The organism is Bacillus sp. VA13, from assembly GCF_055710085.1.
Window position 1 is genome coordinate 287798 of record NZ_JBVQPP010000004.1, and the last position, 14796, is coordinate 302593.

General features: G+C 45.0%; 14 protein-coding genes. 5 read left to right on the forward strand and 9 right to left on the reverse strand.

The features are described from left to right. Window positions 1-97: 97 nt before the first annotated feature. The 3 genes from AC0C66_RS16725 to AC0C66_RS16735 all read left to right on the forward strand — a co-directional run bounded on the left by AC0C66_RS16725 (window position 98) and on the right by AC0C66_RS16735 (window position 2798). Window positions 98-952: an alpha/beta fold hydrolase gene (locus AC0C66_RS16725; protein ID WP_472973637.1), complete on the forward strand. Its 855-nt coding sequence runs from the start codon at window positions 98-100 to the stop codon at window positions 950-952. A gap of 99 nt (window positions 953-1051) precedes the next feature. Then, window positions 1052-1936, forward strand: a complete 885-nt coding sequence (locus AC0C66_RS16730) for a permease (RefSeq protein ID WP_072182410.1) — start codon at window positions 1052-1054, stop codon at window positions 1934-1936. A 4-nt stretch (window positions 1937-1940) separates the two neighbouring features. After that, window positions 1941-2798, forward strand: coding sequence for a TIGR03943 family putative permease subunit (locus AC0C66_RS16735; protein ID WP_472973638.1), 858 nt, complete (start codon window positions 1941-1943; stop codon window positions 2796-2798). A gap of 36 nt (window positions 2799-2834) precedes the next feature. Here AC0C66_RS16735 and putR read toward each other — a convergent pair whose 3' ends face one another. The 7 genes from putR to AC0C66_RS16770 form a co-directional block, all read right to left on the reverse strand. Further along, the gene (gene putR, locus AC0C66_RS16740; protein WP_003224834.1) at window positions 2835-4070 is read right to left on the reverse strand and encodes a proline utilization transcriptional regulator PutR; all 1236 of its coding nucleotides are present in this window, start codon (window positions 4068-4070) and stop codon (window positions 2835-2837) included. A 152-nt stretch (window positions 4071-4222) separates the two neighbouring features. Beyond that, window positions 4223-5677: a sodium/proline symporter PutP gene (putP, locus tag AC0C66_RS16745; protein ID WP_072182389.1), complete on the reverse strand. Its 1455-nt coding sequence runs from the start codon at window positions 5675-5677 to the stop codon at window positions 4223-4225. Window positions 5678-5768: 91 nt separating this feature from the next. After that, window positions 5769-7316 (reverse strand): L-glutamate gamma-semialdehyde dehydrogenase, encoded by a 1548-nt coding sequence (gene pruA / locus AC0C66_RS16750; protein ID WP_003224827.1) that lies wholly within the window; start codon window positions 7314-7316, stop codon window positions 5769-5771. Window positions 7317-7332: 16 nt separating this feature from the next. Next, entirely contained in the window at window positions 7333-8244 is a 912-nt protein-coding gene (gene putB, locus AC0C66_RS16755) for a proline dehydrogenase PutB (protein ID WP_072566805.1), read from the reverse strand. Between the two features lie 187 nt (window positions 8245-8431). Then, window positions 8432-9214 (reverse strand): nucleotidyltransferase domain-containing protein, encoded by a 783-nt coding sequence (locus AC0C66_RS16760; protein ID WP_090557489.1) that lies wholly within the window; start codon window positions 9212-9214, stop codon window positions 8432-8434. 83 nt (window positions 9215-9297) lie between these two features. Further along, window positions 9298-10254 carry a cephalosporin C deacetylase gene (cah, locus tag AC0C66_RS16765; protein ID WP_061187026.1) on the reverse strand — a complete coding sequence of 319 codons (957 nt, stop codon included), beginning with the start codon at window positions 10252-10254 and terminating at the stop codon, window positions 9298-9300. Between the two features lie 71 nt (window positions 10255-10325). Beyond that, window positions 10326-11300: a LysR family transcriptional regulator gene (locus AC0C66_RS16770; protein WP_461845806.1), complete on the reverse strand. Its 975-nt coding sequence runs from the start codon at window positions 11298-11300 to the stop codon at window positions 10326-10328. Here AC0C66_RS16770 and AC0C66_RS16775 point away from each other — a divergent pair. Continuing rightward, window positions 11229-12179, forward strand: a complete 951-nt coding sequence (locus tag AC0C66_RS16775) for a class I SAM-dependent methyltransferase (protein ID WP_472973648.1) — start codon at window positions 11229-11231, stop codon at window positions 12177-12179. The two genes, AC0C66_RS16770 and AC0C66_RS16775, sit on opposite strands and share 72 nt — an antisense overlap. A gap of 26 nt (window positions 12180-12205) precedes the next feature. Here AC0C66_RS16775 and AC0C66_RS16780 read toward each other — a convergent pair whose 3' ends face one another. Next, window positions 12206-12766: a shikimate kinase gene (locus tag AC0C66_RS16780; protein WP_003224806.1), complete on the reverse strand. Its 561-nt coding sequence runs from the start codon at window positions 12764-12766 to the stop codon at window positions 12206-12208. A 306-nt stretch (window positions 12767-13072) separates the two neighbouring features. On the opposite strand from AC0C66_RS16780, the gene tmrB reads away from it, so the two are divergent. After that, window positions 13073-13666 carry a tunicamycin resistance ATP-binding TmrB gene (tmrB, locus tag AC0C66_RS16785; protein WP_072182385.1) on the forward strand — a complete coding sequence of 198 codons (594 nt, stop codon included), beginning with the start codon at window positions 13073-13075 and terminating at the stop codon, window positions 13664-13666. A 273-nt stretch (window positions 13667-13939) separates the two neighbouring features. Here the strand turns inward: tmrB and nadE are convergent, their stop codons facing one another. Beyond that, a complete protein-coding gene (gene nadE / locus AC0C66_RS16790) occupies window positions 13940-14758 on the reverse strand; it encodes an ammonia-dependent NAD(+) synthetase (protein WP_014112583.1) in 819 nt (272 codons plus the stop codon). Window positions 14759-14796: the final 38 nt, after the last annotated feature.

Sequence of the window (14796 nt, forward strand, 5' to 3'; positions counted from 1 at the left end):
TATATCATATTTCCCGAGCCTTTGTTTATTCATTTCTTCTCCTTGTGGTAAATTGTTGAAAACTCTATAATAGGCAGAAAACAAATGGGAGAAACAGATGAAAAGACGAGTCGAAATGATCACTATCGAAGGACATACACTAGAATATTCTGTAACAGGCAAGGGAGCCCCCATTTTTGTCATGCATGGCGGGCATTCAAATTGTTACGAGGAATTCGGGTACACGGCGCTGATTGAGCATGGGTATTCCATTATCACGCCTTCAAGGCCAGGCTATGGACGAACGTCAAAAGAGATTGGAAAAAGTCTTGCCGACGCTTGCCGTTTCTATGTGAAGTTATTAGATCATTTACAAATCGACAGTGTCCATGTGGTGGCCATCTCAGCAGGAGGACCGAGCGGCATATGCTTTGCCTCACATTATCCGGAAAGGGTAAACACTCTAACCCTGCAATCCGCGGTCACCAAGGAATGGCTCACCCCCAAAGATACTGAATATAAAATGGGGAGAATCCTCTTCCGCCCGCCGGTGGAAAAGTGGATATGGAAGCTGGTTTCTCATCTGAATAACGCCTTCCCGCGTTTCATGTTTCAAGCCATGAGCCCGCAATTCAGCACACTTTCGTTTCAGCGGATCAAGTCCCTGATGGATGAAAAAGACATAGAAGCATTTCGGAAAATGAACAGCCGGCAGCGCTCAGGTGAAGGATTTCTGCTTGACTTGTCACAAACAGCCGCTATCTCTTCAAAAGAGCTGCAGGCCATCTCATGCCCCGTACTGATTATGCAAAGTGTTTATGATGGGTTTATCGACAAGTCACATGCACATTATGCAAAAGAACATATTCCTGACGCTGTTCTCTGTTTGCTTCACTCATGGGGGAACCTGATTTGGCTCGGGAAAGAAGCTGCTGAAACAGATAGAGTCATACTCGGCTTTTTGGAATCCTAAACAAAGTGAAACGATCCTTCCCCCTCCTCCGTCAAACAAGCAGTGCCTTTTTTTCTGGTATCATAAGAGAGGCAGCTTACCATGAGCGGAGGTTTTATTGTGACAGCACAATCATCTTTTCTTCAGCTGAATTCTATTTTTATCAGCATTTTAATAGAAGCCATTCCGTTTATTCTGATTGGCGTCATACTTTCCGGAATCATTCAAATGTTTGTTTCTGAAGAAATGATTGCGAGGATCATGCCGAAGAACCGCTTTCTCGCCGTTTTATTCGGTGCGCTGGCCGGGGTTTTATTTCCTGCCTGTGAATGCGGCATTATCCCGATTACGAGGCGGCTCCTGTTAAAGGGGGTTCCTTTGCATGCGGGCGTTGCTTTCATGCTGACAGCGCCTATCATTAATCCTATCGTTTTATTTTCTACTTTTATTGCGTTCGGGAATAGATGGAGCGTTGTCTTTTACCGGGGCGGACTGGCGCTCGCCGTTTCGGTGATCATTGGGATCATCTTATCCTATCAATTTAAGGATAACCAGCTGTTAAAGCCTGAGGAACCCGGACATCACCATCATCATCACCATAGTCTGCTTCAAAAGCTGGGAGGGACCTTGCGTCATGCCATTGATGAATTTTTCTCCGTGGGGAAATACTTAATCATCGGCGCCTTTATCGCAGCCGCTATGCAGACGTACGTCAAAACATCCACTCTGCTTGCGATCGGGCAGAATGATGTATCCTCTTCCCTCGTGATGATGGGTCTAGCGTTTGTCTTGTCGCTTTGTTCAGAAGTTGATGCGTTCATCGCGTCTTCCTTCAGCAGCACATTTTCATTAGGATCGTTAATCGCCTTTCTCGTCTTTGGTGCGATGGTGGACATTAAAAACCTATTGATGATGCTTGCGGCCTTCAAAAAACGATTTGTTTTCCTGCTGATTACGTACATTGTCGTAATTGTCTTAGCGGGATCACTACTGGTAAAGGGGTGATTGGATGTTTCGTCTATTGGTGCTGATGGGATTTACGTTTTTCTTTTACCATCTGCATGCCTCAGGAAATCTAACAAAATATATCAATATGAAATATTCCTATCTTTCCTTTATTGCGATCTTCCTGCTGGCCATTCTGACAGCCGTTCAAGCATATGTATTTATCAAGTCGCCAGAAAAAGGCGGGCATCACCATGATCATGATTGCGGGTGCGACCATGATCACGAGCATGATCATGAACAAAACAAGCCATTTTATCAGCGTTATTTGATTTATCTTGTTTTTCTTTTTCCTTTGGTGTCGGGCATCTTCTTTCCGATTGCGACGCTTGACTCATCCATTGTCAAAACAAAAGGGTTCTCGTTTAAGGCGATGGAAAGCGGAGATCATTACTCCCAAACACAGTATTTGCGGCCTGATGCCAGCCTTTATTATGCGCAAGACAGCTATGACAAACAAATGAAACAGCTGTTTAATAAGTATTCCAGCAAGAAAGAGATTTCTCTGACCGATGATGATTTCCTAAAAGGAATGGAAACCATTTATAACTATCCGGGTGAATTTCTCGGACGGACGATTGAATTTCATGGATTTGCTTACAAAGGAAACGCGATTAACAAAAATCAGCTGTTCGTGTTAAGGTTTGGCATCATTCACTGTATCGCTGATTCCGGTGTGTACGGGATGCTTGTGGAGTTTCCGAAGGACATGAACATCAAGGATGATGAATGGATTCATATAAAAGGCACTCTGGCCTCTGAATATTATCAGCCATTCAAATCAACTCTCCCTGTTGTGAAAGTGACTGACTGGAACACCATTAAAAAACCTGATGATCCGTATGTTTACAGAGGATTTTAAGTGAAGACGAAACCAGTACAAGTACTGGTTTCTTTTTTATTTCTTTTTCATCAGCATCAAATCAAGATAAAGCTGGCATCGTGTCCTGAAATCGCTTAAATCGATCGACGTCATTTCAGTAATCTGTTTGATGCGGTAATTCAATGTATTTTGGTGAATAAACAGCTGTTCTGCTGCTGGTTTTGTTTTGCAGTTGTTGAGGAGATAGATTTCCAAGGTTTTAAGCAGCTCGGTGCTGCTTTCTTGGTCTTTTGCTTTTAATAAAGCCAAATCCTTATTCTCATATTCTAAAAATTCATTTTTCTGTTCAATGCTTTCTAAATAGCGGTAAATGCCGAGTTTGGCATATTCATATGGAATGTTTTCCTGATTGCCGGTAATTTCTGCGGCTTTGATGACTTCAAGTGCTTCTGTATAGCTCTTGCCGAGTTTTAAAAGGTGATCATATTCGTTTCCGATACCGATATAAATAGGGGTAGGTATTTTCTGAAAGTGAAAATGTGTTAACAGCTTATTAATAAATTCTGAAGCTGCCGAGGAGACGGAGCTTTTTTGGGAAAAACTCGCTACGACGATGACAATATTTGATTCGATCGTTAAGACATGACTGACTTTATCCCGCAAATTCAGGTACGACCTGATATTTTCCTTTAGATCCTCAACCGCTTCCCCATCCCCATTCGCGGCGTGCAGGATGACAACTGAAAACATGGAAGGCAGCACGGTGTTGATTCTTTCGGCTTCCCGTCTGAGTTCCTTCTCAGTGGTAAATTGCTGATAGATCGCCCGTTTGATGAGATCTTCTGCTTTTTCTTCCTTTTCCTGTTTCAGCTTGTTCGTTTTATAAATGATTTTCCCGACATGGAAAGAGGTCTCATACAAAAAGTCGAGTTCTTCTTCCGTTAGATTTTGGTCCAGCTCCTGAACCCAGATGTAGCCCATGACTTCCCCTTTGTGCTTCGCACTCACGACTACCCTTTGGTTTAACCCAATGCTTTCAATTTTATTGACGCGAAAAGGCTCAGGTTCGGTTTTCAGTTTTTCAATGATTCCGTCCTTCAAAAACCTCTCAAAAATCTGAACAGGACATTTTTTCGAAAAAATAGTCTGCTGGTTGGCAGAATCAAAATGGTTAATATAGTAAGAATTATAGGCTAACAAAAAGAAATCCGCGCTTTCCAGTATGACTGGTTTTTGCAGTTCATAACTGATAAAGTCAATCAGCTTATCAACATCTGAAAATGAAAAAACTCTCTCTAAAAGCTCTTCCATACCTTTTTCTCCTATACTTTTTTTACTTTAATCATATCCATACGGGGGCTTTTTGTATAGAAAAAAATACGTTTGTTTCCAAAAGAAAAAAACGGCTGTTTAAAAGGAGAAAAGAGGAAAAAGGGACAGCCCCTTCCTCCTCCTTTCGATCTTTATTGTGACATTGTATCTTGGTAGTCTTTAAACTGGTCTTCGACAGCTTGTGACGGAGCCTGCGTCAATACACTGACGATAAAGACAGATAATAGACTCGCAGCAAAACCAGGTATGATTTCATACAGAAAGTCCGAAAGACCGGCATTCGCCCAAATGATTACAGTTGCTGCTCCCACAATCATGCCGGCGAGTGCCCCCCATTTGGTCATTCGTTTCCAAAACAGACTGAGCAGTACGACCGGCCCGAATGATGCACCGAAGCCCGCCCAAGCGTAGCTTACCAATCCAAGGATTGTATTATTTTTCTCCCAAGCAAGGAATAATGCGATGACAGAAATCACAAGCACAGCCATACGGCCCAAAAACACCAGCTCTTTATCAGAAGCTGAGCGTCTGAACATCGACTTATACAAATCTTCTACCAGAGAGCTTGATGTCACAAGCAGCTGGGAAGAAATTGTACTCATAATCGCGGCCAAAATAGCTGAAATCAGAAAACCTGTGATAATCGGATGGAACAAAATATTCCCTAATTGAATAAAAATCGTCTCAGGGTCCTTCAGTGTCATGCCCTTCTGATGGTAATAAGCGATTCCGCCCAAACCGGTCAGCACAGCGCCAACTGCCGACAAAATCATCCAGCCCATTCCGATTCTGCGCGCTCTTTTGATCTCTTTGACAGACGTTATCGCCATAAAACGCACAATGATATGCGGCTGTCCAAAGTATCCCAAACCCCAGGCAAACAAAGAAATAATGCCAAGGACGCTTGTTCCTTTGAAAATATTAAACATATCTGGATCAACAGAGCGGATTTCAGTAACTGTTTCACTTGCTCCTCCCGTGTGGAAAAACGTAACGATCGGAACAAGGATGAGTGCGGCAAACATAATGATCCCCTGAACAAAATCTGTCCAGCTGACTGCCAAAAAGCCGCCAAACAGGGTATATACCACAACAACACCAGTCACAACCCACAAGCCTGTATGATATTCCATCCCCAAAATACTGTTGAATAAAACGCCGCCGGATACCATTCCAGACGAAACATAAAATGTGAAGAAGACTAAAATCACAATCCCTGAAAACAGTCTCAGCAGCTTCGAATGGTCTCCGAAGCGATTCTCAAGGAACCCGGGAATTGTGATGGAATTCCCCGCTTGTTCAGTGTAGGTTCTCAGCCGGGGCGCAACGTAGAGCCAGTTCGCCCATGCTCCAAGGCAAAGTCCGAACACAATCCAAATACCGCTCAGACCTGTTGAAAACATGGCACCCGGGAGCCCCATCAGCAGCCAGCCGCTCATATCGGCAGCACCGGCACTGAGAGCGGTTACCGCCGGACCCAAAGAGCGTCCTCCAAGCATGTAATCCGTCAGATTCGACGTACGCTTGTAAGCAAAGTAGCCGATCAGCAGCATCCCCGCCATATAAATACAAATCGAAATAATCAGCTGTGTGTTTTCTATGGCACTTCCTCCTCTTTTTTATGGTATATGGATGAAATGGACATCCCCGCAGGGAGGATGCCCATTTAGTCCCGCTTTAGAACATTTCACTGATTGTTTTAGCCTGCATGTGCAGTGCCAAGTAATCCGGTCCGCCTGCTTTTGAATCCGTTCCGGACATTTTGAAGCCGCCAAACGGATGGTACCCGACGATAGCGCCTGTACAGTTGCGGTTGAAGTACAGATTTCCGACATGGAATTCCTGTTTCGCACGCTCAATGTGCTTGCGGTTGTTTGTGATAACTGCGCCTGTCAAACCGTATTCAGTATTGTTTGCGACTTCTAAAGCTTCATCAAAGTTTGACACTTTAGAAAATGCAACGACAGGTCCGAAAATTTCTTCCTGCATGAGTCTTGCTTTCGGATCAAGGTCAGCGAAGATCGTCGGTTTGATGAAGTATCCTTTCGAATCGTCACCAGTGCCGCCGCTTACTAAACGCCCTTCCTGTTTTCCGATCTCGATATAGCTCATAATTTTATCATAAGAACCTTGGTCAATGACAGGTCCCATATAAACATCCGCACTGTCAGGTTTTGCTGTTACTTTAGATTCCGTAATTTCAATGACACGCTTCAATACCTGATCATACACTTTTTCATGGACTACTGCACGTGAACCTGCAGAACATTTTTGTCCCGCAAAGCCGAACGCTGATGTAAAGATGGATTGAGCTGCCAATTCAATGTCCGCATCCTCATCGACAACAACCGTATCCTTACCGCCCATTTCAGCGATAACACGCTTTAAGTGCTGCTGGCCTGGCTGAACCTTCGCCGCGCGTTCGAAAATTCTCGTACCCACTTCTCTTGATCCCGTAAATGTGATAAGGCTTGTTTTTGGATGGTCAACAAGGTAGTCACCGACTTCCGCTCCGCTGCCTGGAACAAAGTTGACTACGCCTTTTGGCAATCCGGACTCTTCAAGGACCTCAACGAATTTTGCAGCAATGACAGGTGTAGCACTCGCAGGTTTTAGAACTACTGTGTTTCCAGTAACGATCGGCGCCACTGTTGTTCCTGCCATGATCGCAAACAAGAAGTTCCAAGGCGGAATAACAACTGTTACACCAGTTGGTGTGTACACATATTGGTTTTTCTCGCCTTCACGGCTGTTGACCGGTTTGCCTTTTGCCAGTTCGATCATTTGGCGCGCATAATACTCCATGAAGTCAATCGCTTCAGCTGTATCAGCATCTGCTTCGTTCCAAGGCTTTCCTGCTTCTTTTACAAGCAAAGCGGAGAATTCATGTTTTCTCCTGCGGACTTTGGCAGCAGCGCGGAACAGGACAGCCGCTCTTTCTTCCGGAGACGTGTATCTCCACTCTTCGAATGCCTTCGCAGCCGCTTCAATCGCTTGCTCAGCGTGCTCTTGAGAAGCTTTTGACACTCGGCCGACGACTTCTTCTTTATCAGCCGGATTGATCGAAACGATTTTCGCTTCTGTTTCCACTCTCTCGCCGTTAATGACTAGCGGATAGTCTTTTCCTAAATATTCGCTTACCGTCGCAAGCGCTTTTTTAAACGCTTCCACGTTGTTTTGATCTTGGAAATTTGTGAATGGTTCGTGTTTGTAAGGTGTTGTCATGATAATCTCTCCTTTTTTACTTCTTTGTCATTCCTTTGAAAGCAAATGCAATGTTTGACGGACGTTCTGCAAGGCGTCTCATAAAGTAGCCGTACCAATCTTCGCCGTATGGCAGGTAGACTCTCATGTTATAACCTTCTTTTACGAGGTTGAGCTGGGTTTGCGACCGCATGCCGTACAGCATCTGAAATTCAAACTTGTCATTGGCAATGCCATTTTCCTTGGCAAGCTGCTTTGTATAGTCGATCATTTTGTCATCATGTGTGGCAATCGCTGTATAGTGACCGTTTAAGAGCTGCTTTCGGATGATTTTTTTGTAATTTTCATCGACATCGCTTTTCTCCGGGTAAGCTACTTTTTCTGATTCTTTATAAGCTCCTTTTACAAGGCGAAGGAACGGGTTTAAAGAATCCAAATCGTCAATATCTTTTTCCGTCCGGTACAGATAGGCTTGCAGCACTGTGCTTACATACTCGTATTTCCTTCTGAAATCTTTGAAAATATCAAGCGTTTTCTGGCATCTGACTTCATCTTCCATGTCAATGGTGACCATGATTTTATGCTTCTCAGCCGTCTGAAGAATTTTCGTCATATTTTCATACACCAGATCCATATCTATATCCAGACCTAAAGACGTCATTTTTAAAGAAACGTGTGAGTTCAGCTGCTGATCCGCAATGGTCGCAATGGTTTGAATGCACTCTTCCGTACGCTCCCGTGCGACCTCGGCGCTGTTCACAAACTCGCCTAAATGATCGACAGTAACTGACAAACCTTGGCTGTTCAGCTGTCGAATGGTCGGGATTGAACTGTTAAAATCATTCCCGCCAATAATTTTACCCGCTGCTACTCTGCTTCCCCAGTTCTTTGCCATTTTATTGAGAAAGCCGCTTTTGGATAAAAATAAGAAAAAATCTCTTGTGATCACTTCCAACCTCAACACCCCGCAATCTAAGAAGTATTTGTATGAGTTTATTGTAAATGGACAAAACCGACGTTCACAATATTCTCAAAATACAAAGATTCTGATTATTTTTGTGGGTTTGCCACAATCAGATAGTTAGAAAGTCGGGGAATTCTGTCGAACAAAGGAGAAAAGGAAGCGACAAAAAACATCAGCTTCCTCCATCCTTCCACACTTCTTCAACCGTATTCAAAAGCAAACGATTCAATTCAGGTGTCATATCCTTTTGTTCTGCTTTCAGTGTTTTTGCTGCTTCCATGATTCTTTCGATTTCCGTTTCAATGAATTCGTGAATGACTTTGTTTCTTGCTTCGAGATCAAGCTCTTCGCCTCTTCTTTTCCGTTCAAGCAAGGTTTCCATTTCTGCCTTCAGCTCAGGGTCAGTCACAAGTTCGTTCATCAAAACAGTAAAATCCATTGGCGGAATCGTTCCGTGCTCTTCAATCCATTTGCAAGCCAAAATAGGCCGAAGCACGTAGAAATACTTTTTGATTTTGACCTCTTGCCCTTGAAGGTAATCTTTGACGTTCCTTCTCGCCATATTGATATAGTGATACACGCTTGCTTCAGGCTTAAATGCCTCCGTCCGCAGTTTTCTTAACTGCTCTGCAGTCGTAAATGCTTCGTAGTACACAATGTCTGAGGACAGCCATTCAAGGAGCGGCGGGTTTGACTTTTTGAAGAGGCGCAGCGTCTTTCTCAGCTCCCAGCCGCTGATATCCAGCAAATCATGAATCGGTTCCTCAATGACATCACGCTCCTGCTCAATTGAAAAATACCATTCCTTTTTCGGCACATAAATAAAGCGGACATCGTAATCACTGTCCTGCGACGGGAATCCCCATGCGCGGCTTCCTGACTCAACGGCATATACGATTTTGACTCCGTATGACTGCTCGATTCGTTTTAATTCATCAATGACCCTCTGTTTCATATCTATTCGTCTCCAGTCTGTTCTCATTCCGGCAGTTTGCAGAAAAAAACCGCCTGATGTTGTGCGGCGGCTTTTCACGTTTATCAGCCTTTAAGATGCTGCTTAAAGAAAGCAAGTTTTTCTGTTTGAAAGGCAGGGATATACTCATGCCCGAAGTAGCGGTACACCTTGAGCTCTTTCTCTGTCTCCAAGTGGTTGTATGCGGCAAACACGGTGGACGGCGGCGTGACCTTGTCAATCAGACCGATCGACATCAGAACAGGGACCTTCACTCGGTCAGCGAGATTCATAATATCGAAATATGAAAGTGTCTTCATCGCCTTCTCTTCCGTTTCCGGGCTGCCATTTCTTCTAAAGAAGGAATTGATTTCAAGGTACGGCTGTTCAAGCGCCACATCAATGGCCCGTTCAAAGTTGCTTAAATAAGGATAATCGGCAACCGCGGCTTTCGGAATGTCTGACAGAGCTGCTGCGGCAATGGTTAAGCCGCCTCCTTGGCTTCCGCCTGTCACACCGATTCTTGCTTCGTCAACTTCGTCAAAGCTGCTTATGACTTCAAGCGCGCGGACAGCGTCCAAATAAACGCCCCGGTAATAGTATGTATCTTTATCAAGGATTCCTTTCGTCATCCAGCCCAAAGCATGACCATGCGGAGAAATAGTCGTATCCTCGCTGCTCTGCTGGCCGCGGACAAGCATGCCGAATGCGGCGTAACCGTGGAGCGCCCAGTTTACCATTTCATGAATCTCACCGTCATAGCTAGCGTTGTAGCCATGATATTTGACGATCGCCGGATGCGGGCCTTCCTTGTCAGGCACTGCGTACCATCCGGCAATACGGGCGTTTCCGAAGCTTTTATATGTGAGGCGGTACACCTTGACTCCATCAGCAGGATACTCAACCGGCTGTAAATCAGGTGCTGCTTGGACTTTCGCAAGTTCGTCCAAAGACGATTTCCAAAACTCAGAAAAATCGTTCGGTGCTGTTTTTTCAGGCTTATACGTTTGCAATTGGTCGAGCGGCAGATCGAATAGTTGCATTTCCGATTATTCCCCTTTGTTTTATAAGATTTAGTTTGTATTCCTATACTACCACGTTTCGGATTTGTTTTCTAAATATTTTCACTTTTGTTTTCCAGACAGCCTTCATCAAACGTTTGTTTAAGACTTTCCCGGCTCAGTTCCATAAAGGCCTGGGCTGTCAGACTGACATAGCGGTTCTTTAAAAACACAAAGACGAGGGTTCGTGATGGCGCGGATTGAATGGATAAATAGATCACACCCGGATCTTTATCCCTTCTGACCATATTCGGCGCCATTGTCACACCTAAGCCGTTGGCCACAAGAGATTGGGCGGTTTCAATATGGCTCGTTTTAAAGGCAGTATTCGGCTTAAAGCCGCTTTCCGCACAGAGATCGAGAACTGTCCTGCGAAATCCGAAACCTTCTTTTAACAGAATAAACGGCATGTGCCTTACCATTTCAAGCGGCACGCACGGCTGGCGGCTCTTCTCACCTTCCAGCGCTTTCTCAATCAGCGCGGCCATTTCCGGCGGCATCCACCTTTGTTTTTCCTTCGGCACTGCGAGAACAATCGGTTCCGTGAGCAAGTGTGTAATGGAGAGCCGTTCATCCTCGATCGGCAAGGATAAGACAGAAAGGTCAACCTCTCCCTTTGCCGTCATCTCCTCTAAAGAAACCGGATCTTTTTCAACAAGCTGAACCTCCACATGGGGATAACGCGCCAAAAACTGCTTTAGCAGAGGCGGAAAGAGATATCTTCCTGTTACAGCAGGAATCCCAATGGAAAGCTTGTGCCCCAGTCCTTGCGACCGCTCCTGCATCTCCCGGAGCAAGTCATCTCTTGAACGAATGATGTCCTCGGCTTTTTCAATGAAACACCGGCCGTGGGGTGTCAGCGTAACAGAGCCGTGGGATCTGTGAAAAAGGGTAAGACCTAGCTCAGCCTCAAGCTTTTTGATCTGCTGGCTAAGAGATGGCTGAGCGATATGAAGATGCTCTGCCGCCTTTGTAAAGCTTTGGCGCCGGGCGATTTCCGCTGCATATTCCATCACTTTAATATCCATTTCAGCCTCCATAGGTTGAACCTATCGTTTTTATCATTTTTATATCTTGGACGAATCATAACAGAAATTGCTAACATAATCCATATCATCACTTACAAAAAAAGGAGCTGGTTTCACATGAGAAATGAAACGCCGTTTTCTAAAAACGCCGAGATGTACCGGGATGAGAAGGTATTTGCCGAGGGAGAAGATTTAGGGTTCATGATCAAAACGGCGGAATGCCGGGCTGAGCAGCGGGTGCTGGATATTGGAGCGGGTGCTGGCCATACAGCGCTGGCATTTTCCCCATATGTACAGGAGTGCATCGGTGTTGATGCGACGAAAGAAATGGTAGAGGTTGCCTCCTCCTTTGCGCAAGACAAAGGAGCGGGAAGCGTACGCTTTCAGCAAGGAACGGCAGAGTCACTCCCCTTCCCCGACGATTCATTTGATATCGTCACCTGCCGATACGCGGCCCACCATTTTTCAGATGTCCGCAAAGCCGTCAGCGAAGTTGCACGCGTGCTGAAAAAGAATGGTCGTTTTCTCTTAGTCGATCATTACGCGCCTGAAGATCCCGTTCTTGATGAGTTTGTTAATCATTTGAACCGCCTCCGTGATCCTTCCCATGTCCGCGAAAGCTCATTATCAGAATGGCAGTCGATGTTCACCACTAATCAGCTTGAGTACCAAGAAATCCAAAAGTGGAATTTGCCGATTCAATACGAAAGCTGGATCAAACGGGGTGGAACTCCCGCCGACCGGGAAAAGCAAATCACCGCCCAACTGAATGACGCATCAGACGAAGCACGTGACATGTTCCACATCAAATTGAATCAAAACGGACAGCCCGGCTCCTTTTGTTTAAAAGCGATTTTGATACAGGGTATAAAACGATAAAAAAAGCCGTGCGCACGGCACGGCTTTTACATTGGCTGATAAAGATCCCAGCCGATTTTTAATGTCTCTACAATGTAATCAGCAACCTCTTCCGGAGAAAGGTTGTCTGTTGCGACTTTTGAATTGTGTTTGTCGTAAATGACTTTTCTTTCGTTAAACAGCTGTTCCATTTCATCCATTGAACGGTTATGCAGCACAGGGCGGCTCTCGATTAATAAGTCCGCTCGCTGCTTCCAGTTCTCCCATGACAGGTCCAGATGGAGCACGAGACAGTTTTCCAGACAGCACTTTCTGATTTCCTCTTGTTTAAAAGACCCGCCGCCCAGAGAGACGATTTTGAATCGTTTATGACGGCAGATGTCTAAAATATATTCCTTCTCCGTTTTCCGGAAAAAGTCTTCTCCCTTTTCCTCAAACATCTCAGGGATTGACATGTTGAAATCCTTTTCGATCTCTTGGTCAATATCGATAAAATCTCTATATAATTTTTTAGCGACCAATTGGCCGATTGTCGTTTTTCCTACACCCATGAATCCGATCAGGACGATATTTCTTTCTCTTACTGGGATGGCTCGTTTAGCGTTCATCTTCGGCGAAATCCTCCTAAGGAATGAAATTTTTATATTCATTATATGCTTATTTTACGAATATTTATATAGATACCGGCTTGCCCATCCTTTTCCGTTCAAGCTTTACCCGGGATAGCCTGCTCTTGGTTGTTCAAACGTTTTTGCCTGAATGACATTCATTGTACAACATTTCTGCATATATTTTAATACTTCGACGCAAAAAAGCACTAAAACCTTTCAATCTCACTGCCTTGATTGTTTTTCCCGCTGCTCTTCGATCGAAGGGTCTTTTTTTGTATGATAAATCAGAAGGGAGAAATGTCGATGATCATATGGATAAACGGGGCTTTTGGTTCCGGAAAAACACAAACAGCTTTCGAACTGAGCAGAAGGCTGAAACCATCTTACGTGTATGATCCTGAGAAAATGGGTTTTGCACTGCGCTCCATGATACCGCCGGAGATCGTGGAGGACGATTTTCAAAGCTACCCCTTATGGCGGGCGTTCAATTACAGCTTGCTGGCCTCCCTGACCGATACATACCGCGGCATCATCATTGTGCCTATGACGATTGTACATCCTGAATACTTTTATGAGATCATCGGCAGGCTTAGACATGATGGCAGGACAGTTCACCACTTTACACTAATGGCTTCAAAAGAAACCTTGTTAAAACGGCTGCGAACAAGAGCAGAAGGAAAAAATTCATGGGCCGCCAAACAAATCGACCGCTGCATTGAAGGATTGGCATCACCAATCTTTGCGGATCACCTCCAAACAGACAACATGTCAATTCAGGATGCGGCAGAAACCATTGCCGCAAGAGCCAATCTTACATTAGCCCCTGACACGAGAGGCAGCCTCCGAAGGTTCACCGACAGATTGATGGTAAAGCTGAATCATATCCGCATCAAATAAAGATCCCGCACATGATAAAATCCTAAAACGGTTTACGTTTTACGATTTTATCATCTTTTTTCAGCGTGATTGAAAACCCTTGAAGTCTAGGAAGGACGAGCATTGGAGCAGACTTTCACAGGATGTGATGATGGCGGCGTTTAGGCAGGACGCCTGAGCGATTAGCCGCCATTCCTTTCTTAACCCGTGAGCACCAACGCGCAGGACTGACAACGAATGCGAGGGTTTGCCGACACGCTGAAAAGCCCGCTCCGAGAGCGGGCTTTCTTTATCCTATTTCCACCAGTCATCAAACATAGACGCCGGAACCTGACGTTTATGCTCAGTTATGCTGTAGCGATTTTCCAGCGCTTCTGACACTTTCGCTGATACTTCTTTTCCTTCGAGATAATCGTCAATTTCCTCGTAGGAAATGCCTAGCTCTGTTTCATCCGCCTGCTGCGGTTTTTCGTCGAGCAGATCGGCAGTTGGTTCTTTTAAGTATAAGCGTTCCGATGCACCCAGCTCTTTCAGCAGGCTTTTTCCTTGACGCTTCGTCAATCCAGTCAGCGGCAGGAGGTCCGCTCCGCCGTCACCATACTTCGTAAAGAAACCAGTCACAGCCTCAGCGGCATGGTCCGTGCCGATGACAAGAAGGCCTTCTTGGCCGCCGATCGCGTATTGAGCGATCATTCTTGTTCTCGCTTTTACATTTCCTTTATTAAAGTCAGTCAGCTGATCACCGGTTTCCTGCTGATACTGATCAGAAAACGCGCTGACTGTGGACTTAATGTCGAACTTCCATGATTTATCCGGCTTAATGAACTTCAAAGCAAGCTGGGCATCGTCTTCATCCTGCTGTGTACCATGCGGAAGACGGACCGCGATAAATTGAGCGTCTCCGCCCTCCTCGCGAATACTTTCCACCGCAAGCTGGGCCAGGCGCCCCGCGAGAGTTGAATCCTGTCCGCCGCTGATTCCTAACACAAAGCCTTTAGCGCCGGTTTTTTTCAGATATTGTTTTAAAAAATTGATTCGGTCCTCAATTTCTTGCTTTGGATCAATTGAGGGCTTCACATGTAATTCACGCATAATCTTTTCCTGCATGCTCATCCCAATCATTCCTCCTGTACAATTCGCTGTTTCTTATT

Excerpts from the sequence above, each read along its gene's own strand:
- tmrB (WP_072182385.1), top strand. The coding sequence starts at position 13,073 with ATGATCATATGGATAAACGGGGCTTTTGGTTCCGGAAAAACACAAACA.
- AC0C66_RS16760 (WP_090557489.1), bottom strand. The coding sequence starts at position 9,214 with ATGAAACAGAGGGTCATTGATGAATTAAAACGAATCGAGCAGTCATAC.
- AC0C66_RS16725 (WP_472973637.1), top strand. The coding sequence starts at position 98 with ATGAAAAGACGAGTCGAAATGATCACTATCGAAGGACATACACTAGAA.
- AC0C66_RS16735 (WP_472973638.1), top strand. The coding sequence starts at position 1,941 with ATGTTTCGTCTATTGGTGCTGATGGGATTTACGTTTTTCTTTTACCAT.
- nadE (WP_014112583.1), bottom strand. The coding sequence starts at position 14,758 with ATGAGCATGCAGGAAAAGATTATGCGTGAATTACATGTGAAGCCCTCA.
- AC0C66_RS16775 (WP_472973648.1), top strand. The coding sequence starts at position 11,229 with ATGCTCTGCCGCCTTTGTAAAGCTTTGGCGCCGGGCGATTTCCGCTGC.
- putR (WP_003224834.1), bottom strand. The coding sequence starts at position 4,070 with ATGGAAGAGCTTTTAGAGAGAGTTTTTTCATTTTCAGATGTTGATAAG.
- AC0C66_RS16780 (WP_003224806.1), bottom strand. The coding sequence starts at position 12,766 with ATGAACGCTAAACGAGCCATCCCAGTAAGAGAAAGAAATATCGTCCTG.
- cah (WP_061187026.1), bottom strand. The coding sequence starts at position 10,254 with ATGCAACTATTCGATCTGCCGCTCGACCAATTGCAAACGTATAAGCCT.
- pruA (WP_003224827.1), bottom strand. The coding sequence starts at position 7,316 with ATGACAACACCTTACAAACACGAACCATTCACAAATTTCCAAGATCAA.
- AC0C66_RS16770 (WP_461845806.1), bottom strand. The coding sequence starts at position 11,300 with ATGGATATTAAAGTGATGGAATATGCAGCGGAAATCGCCCGGCGCCAA.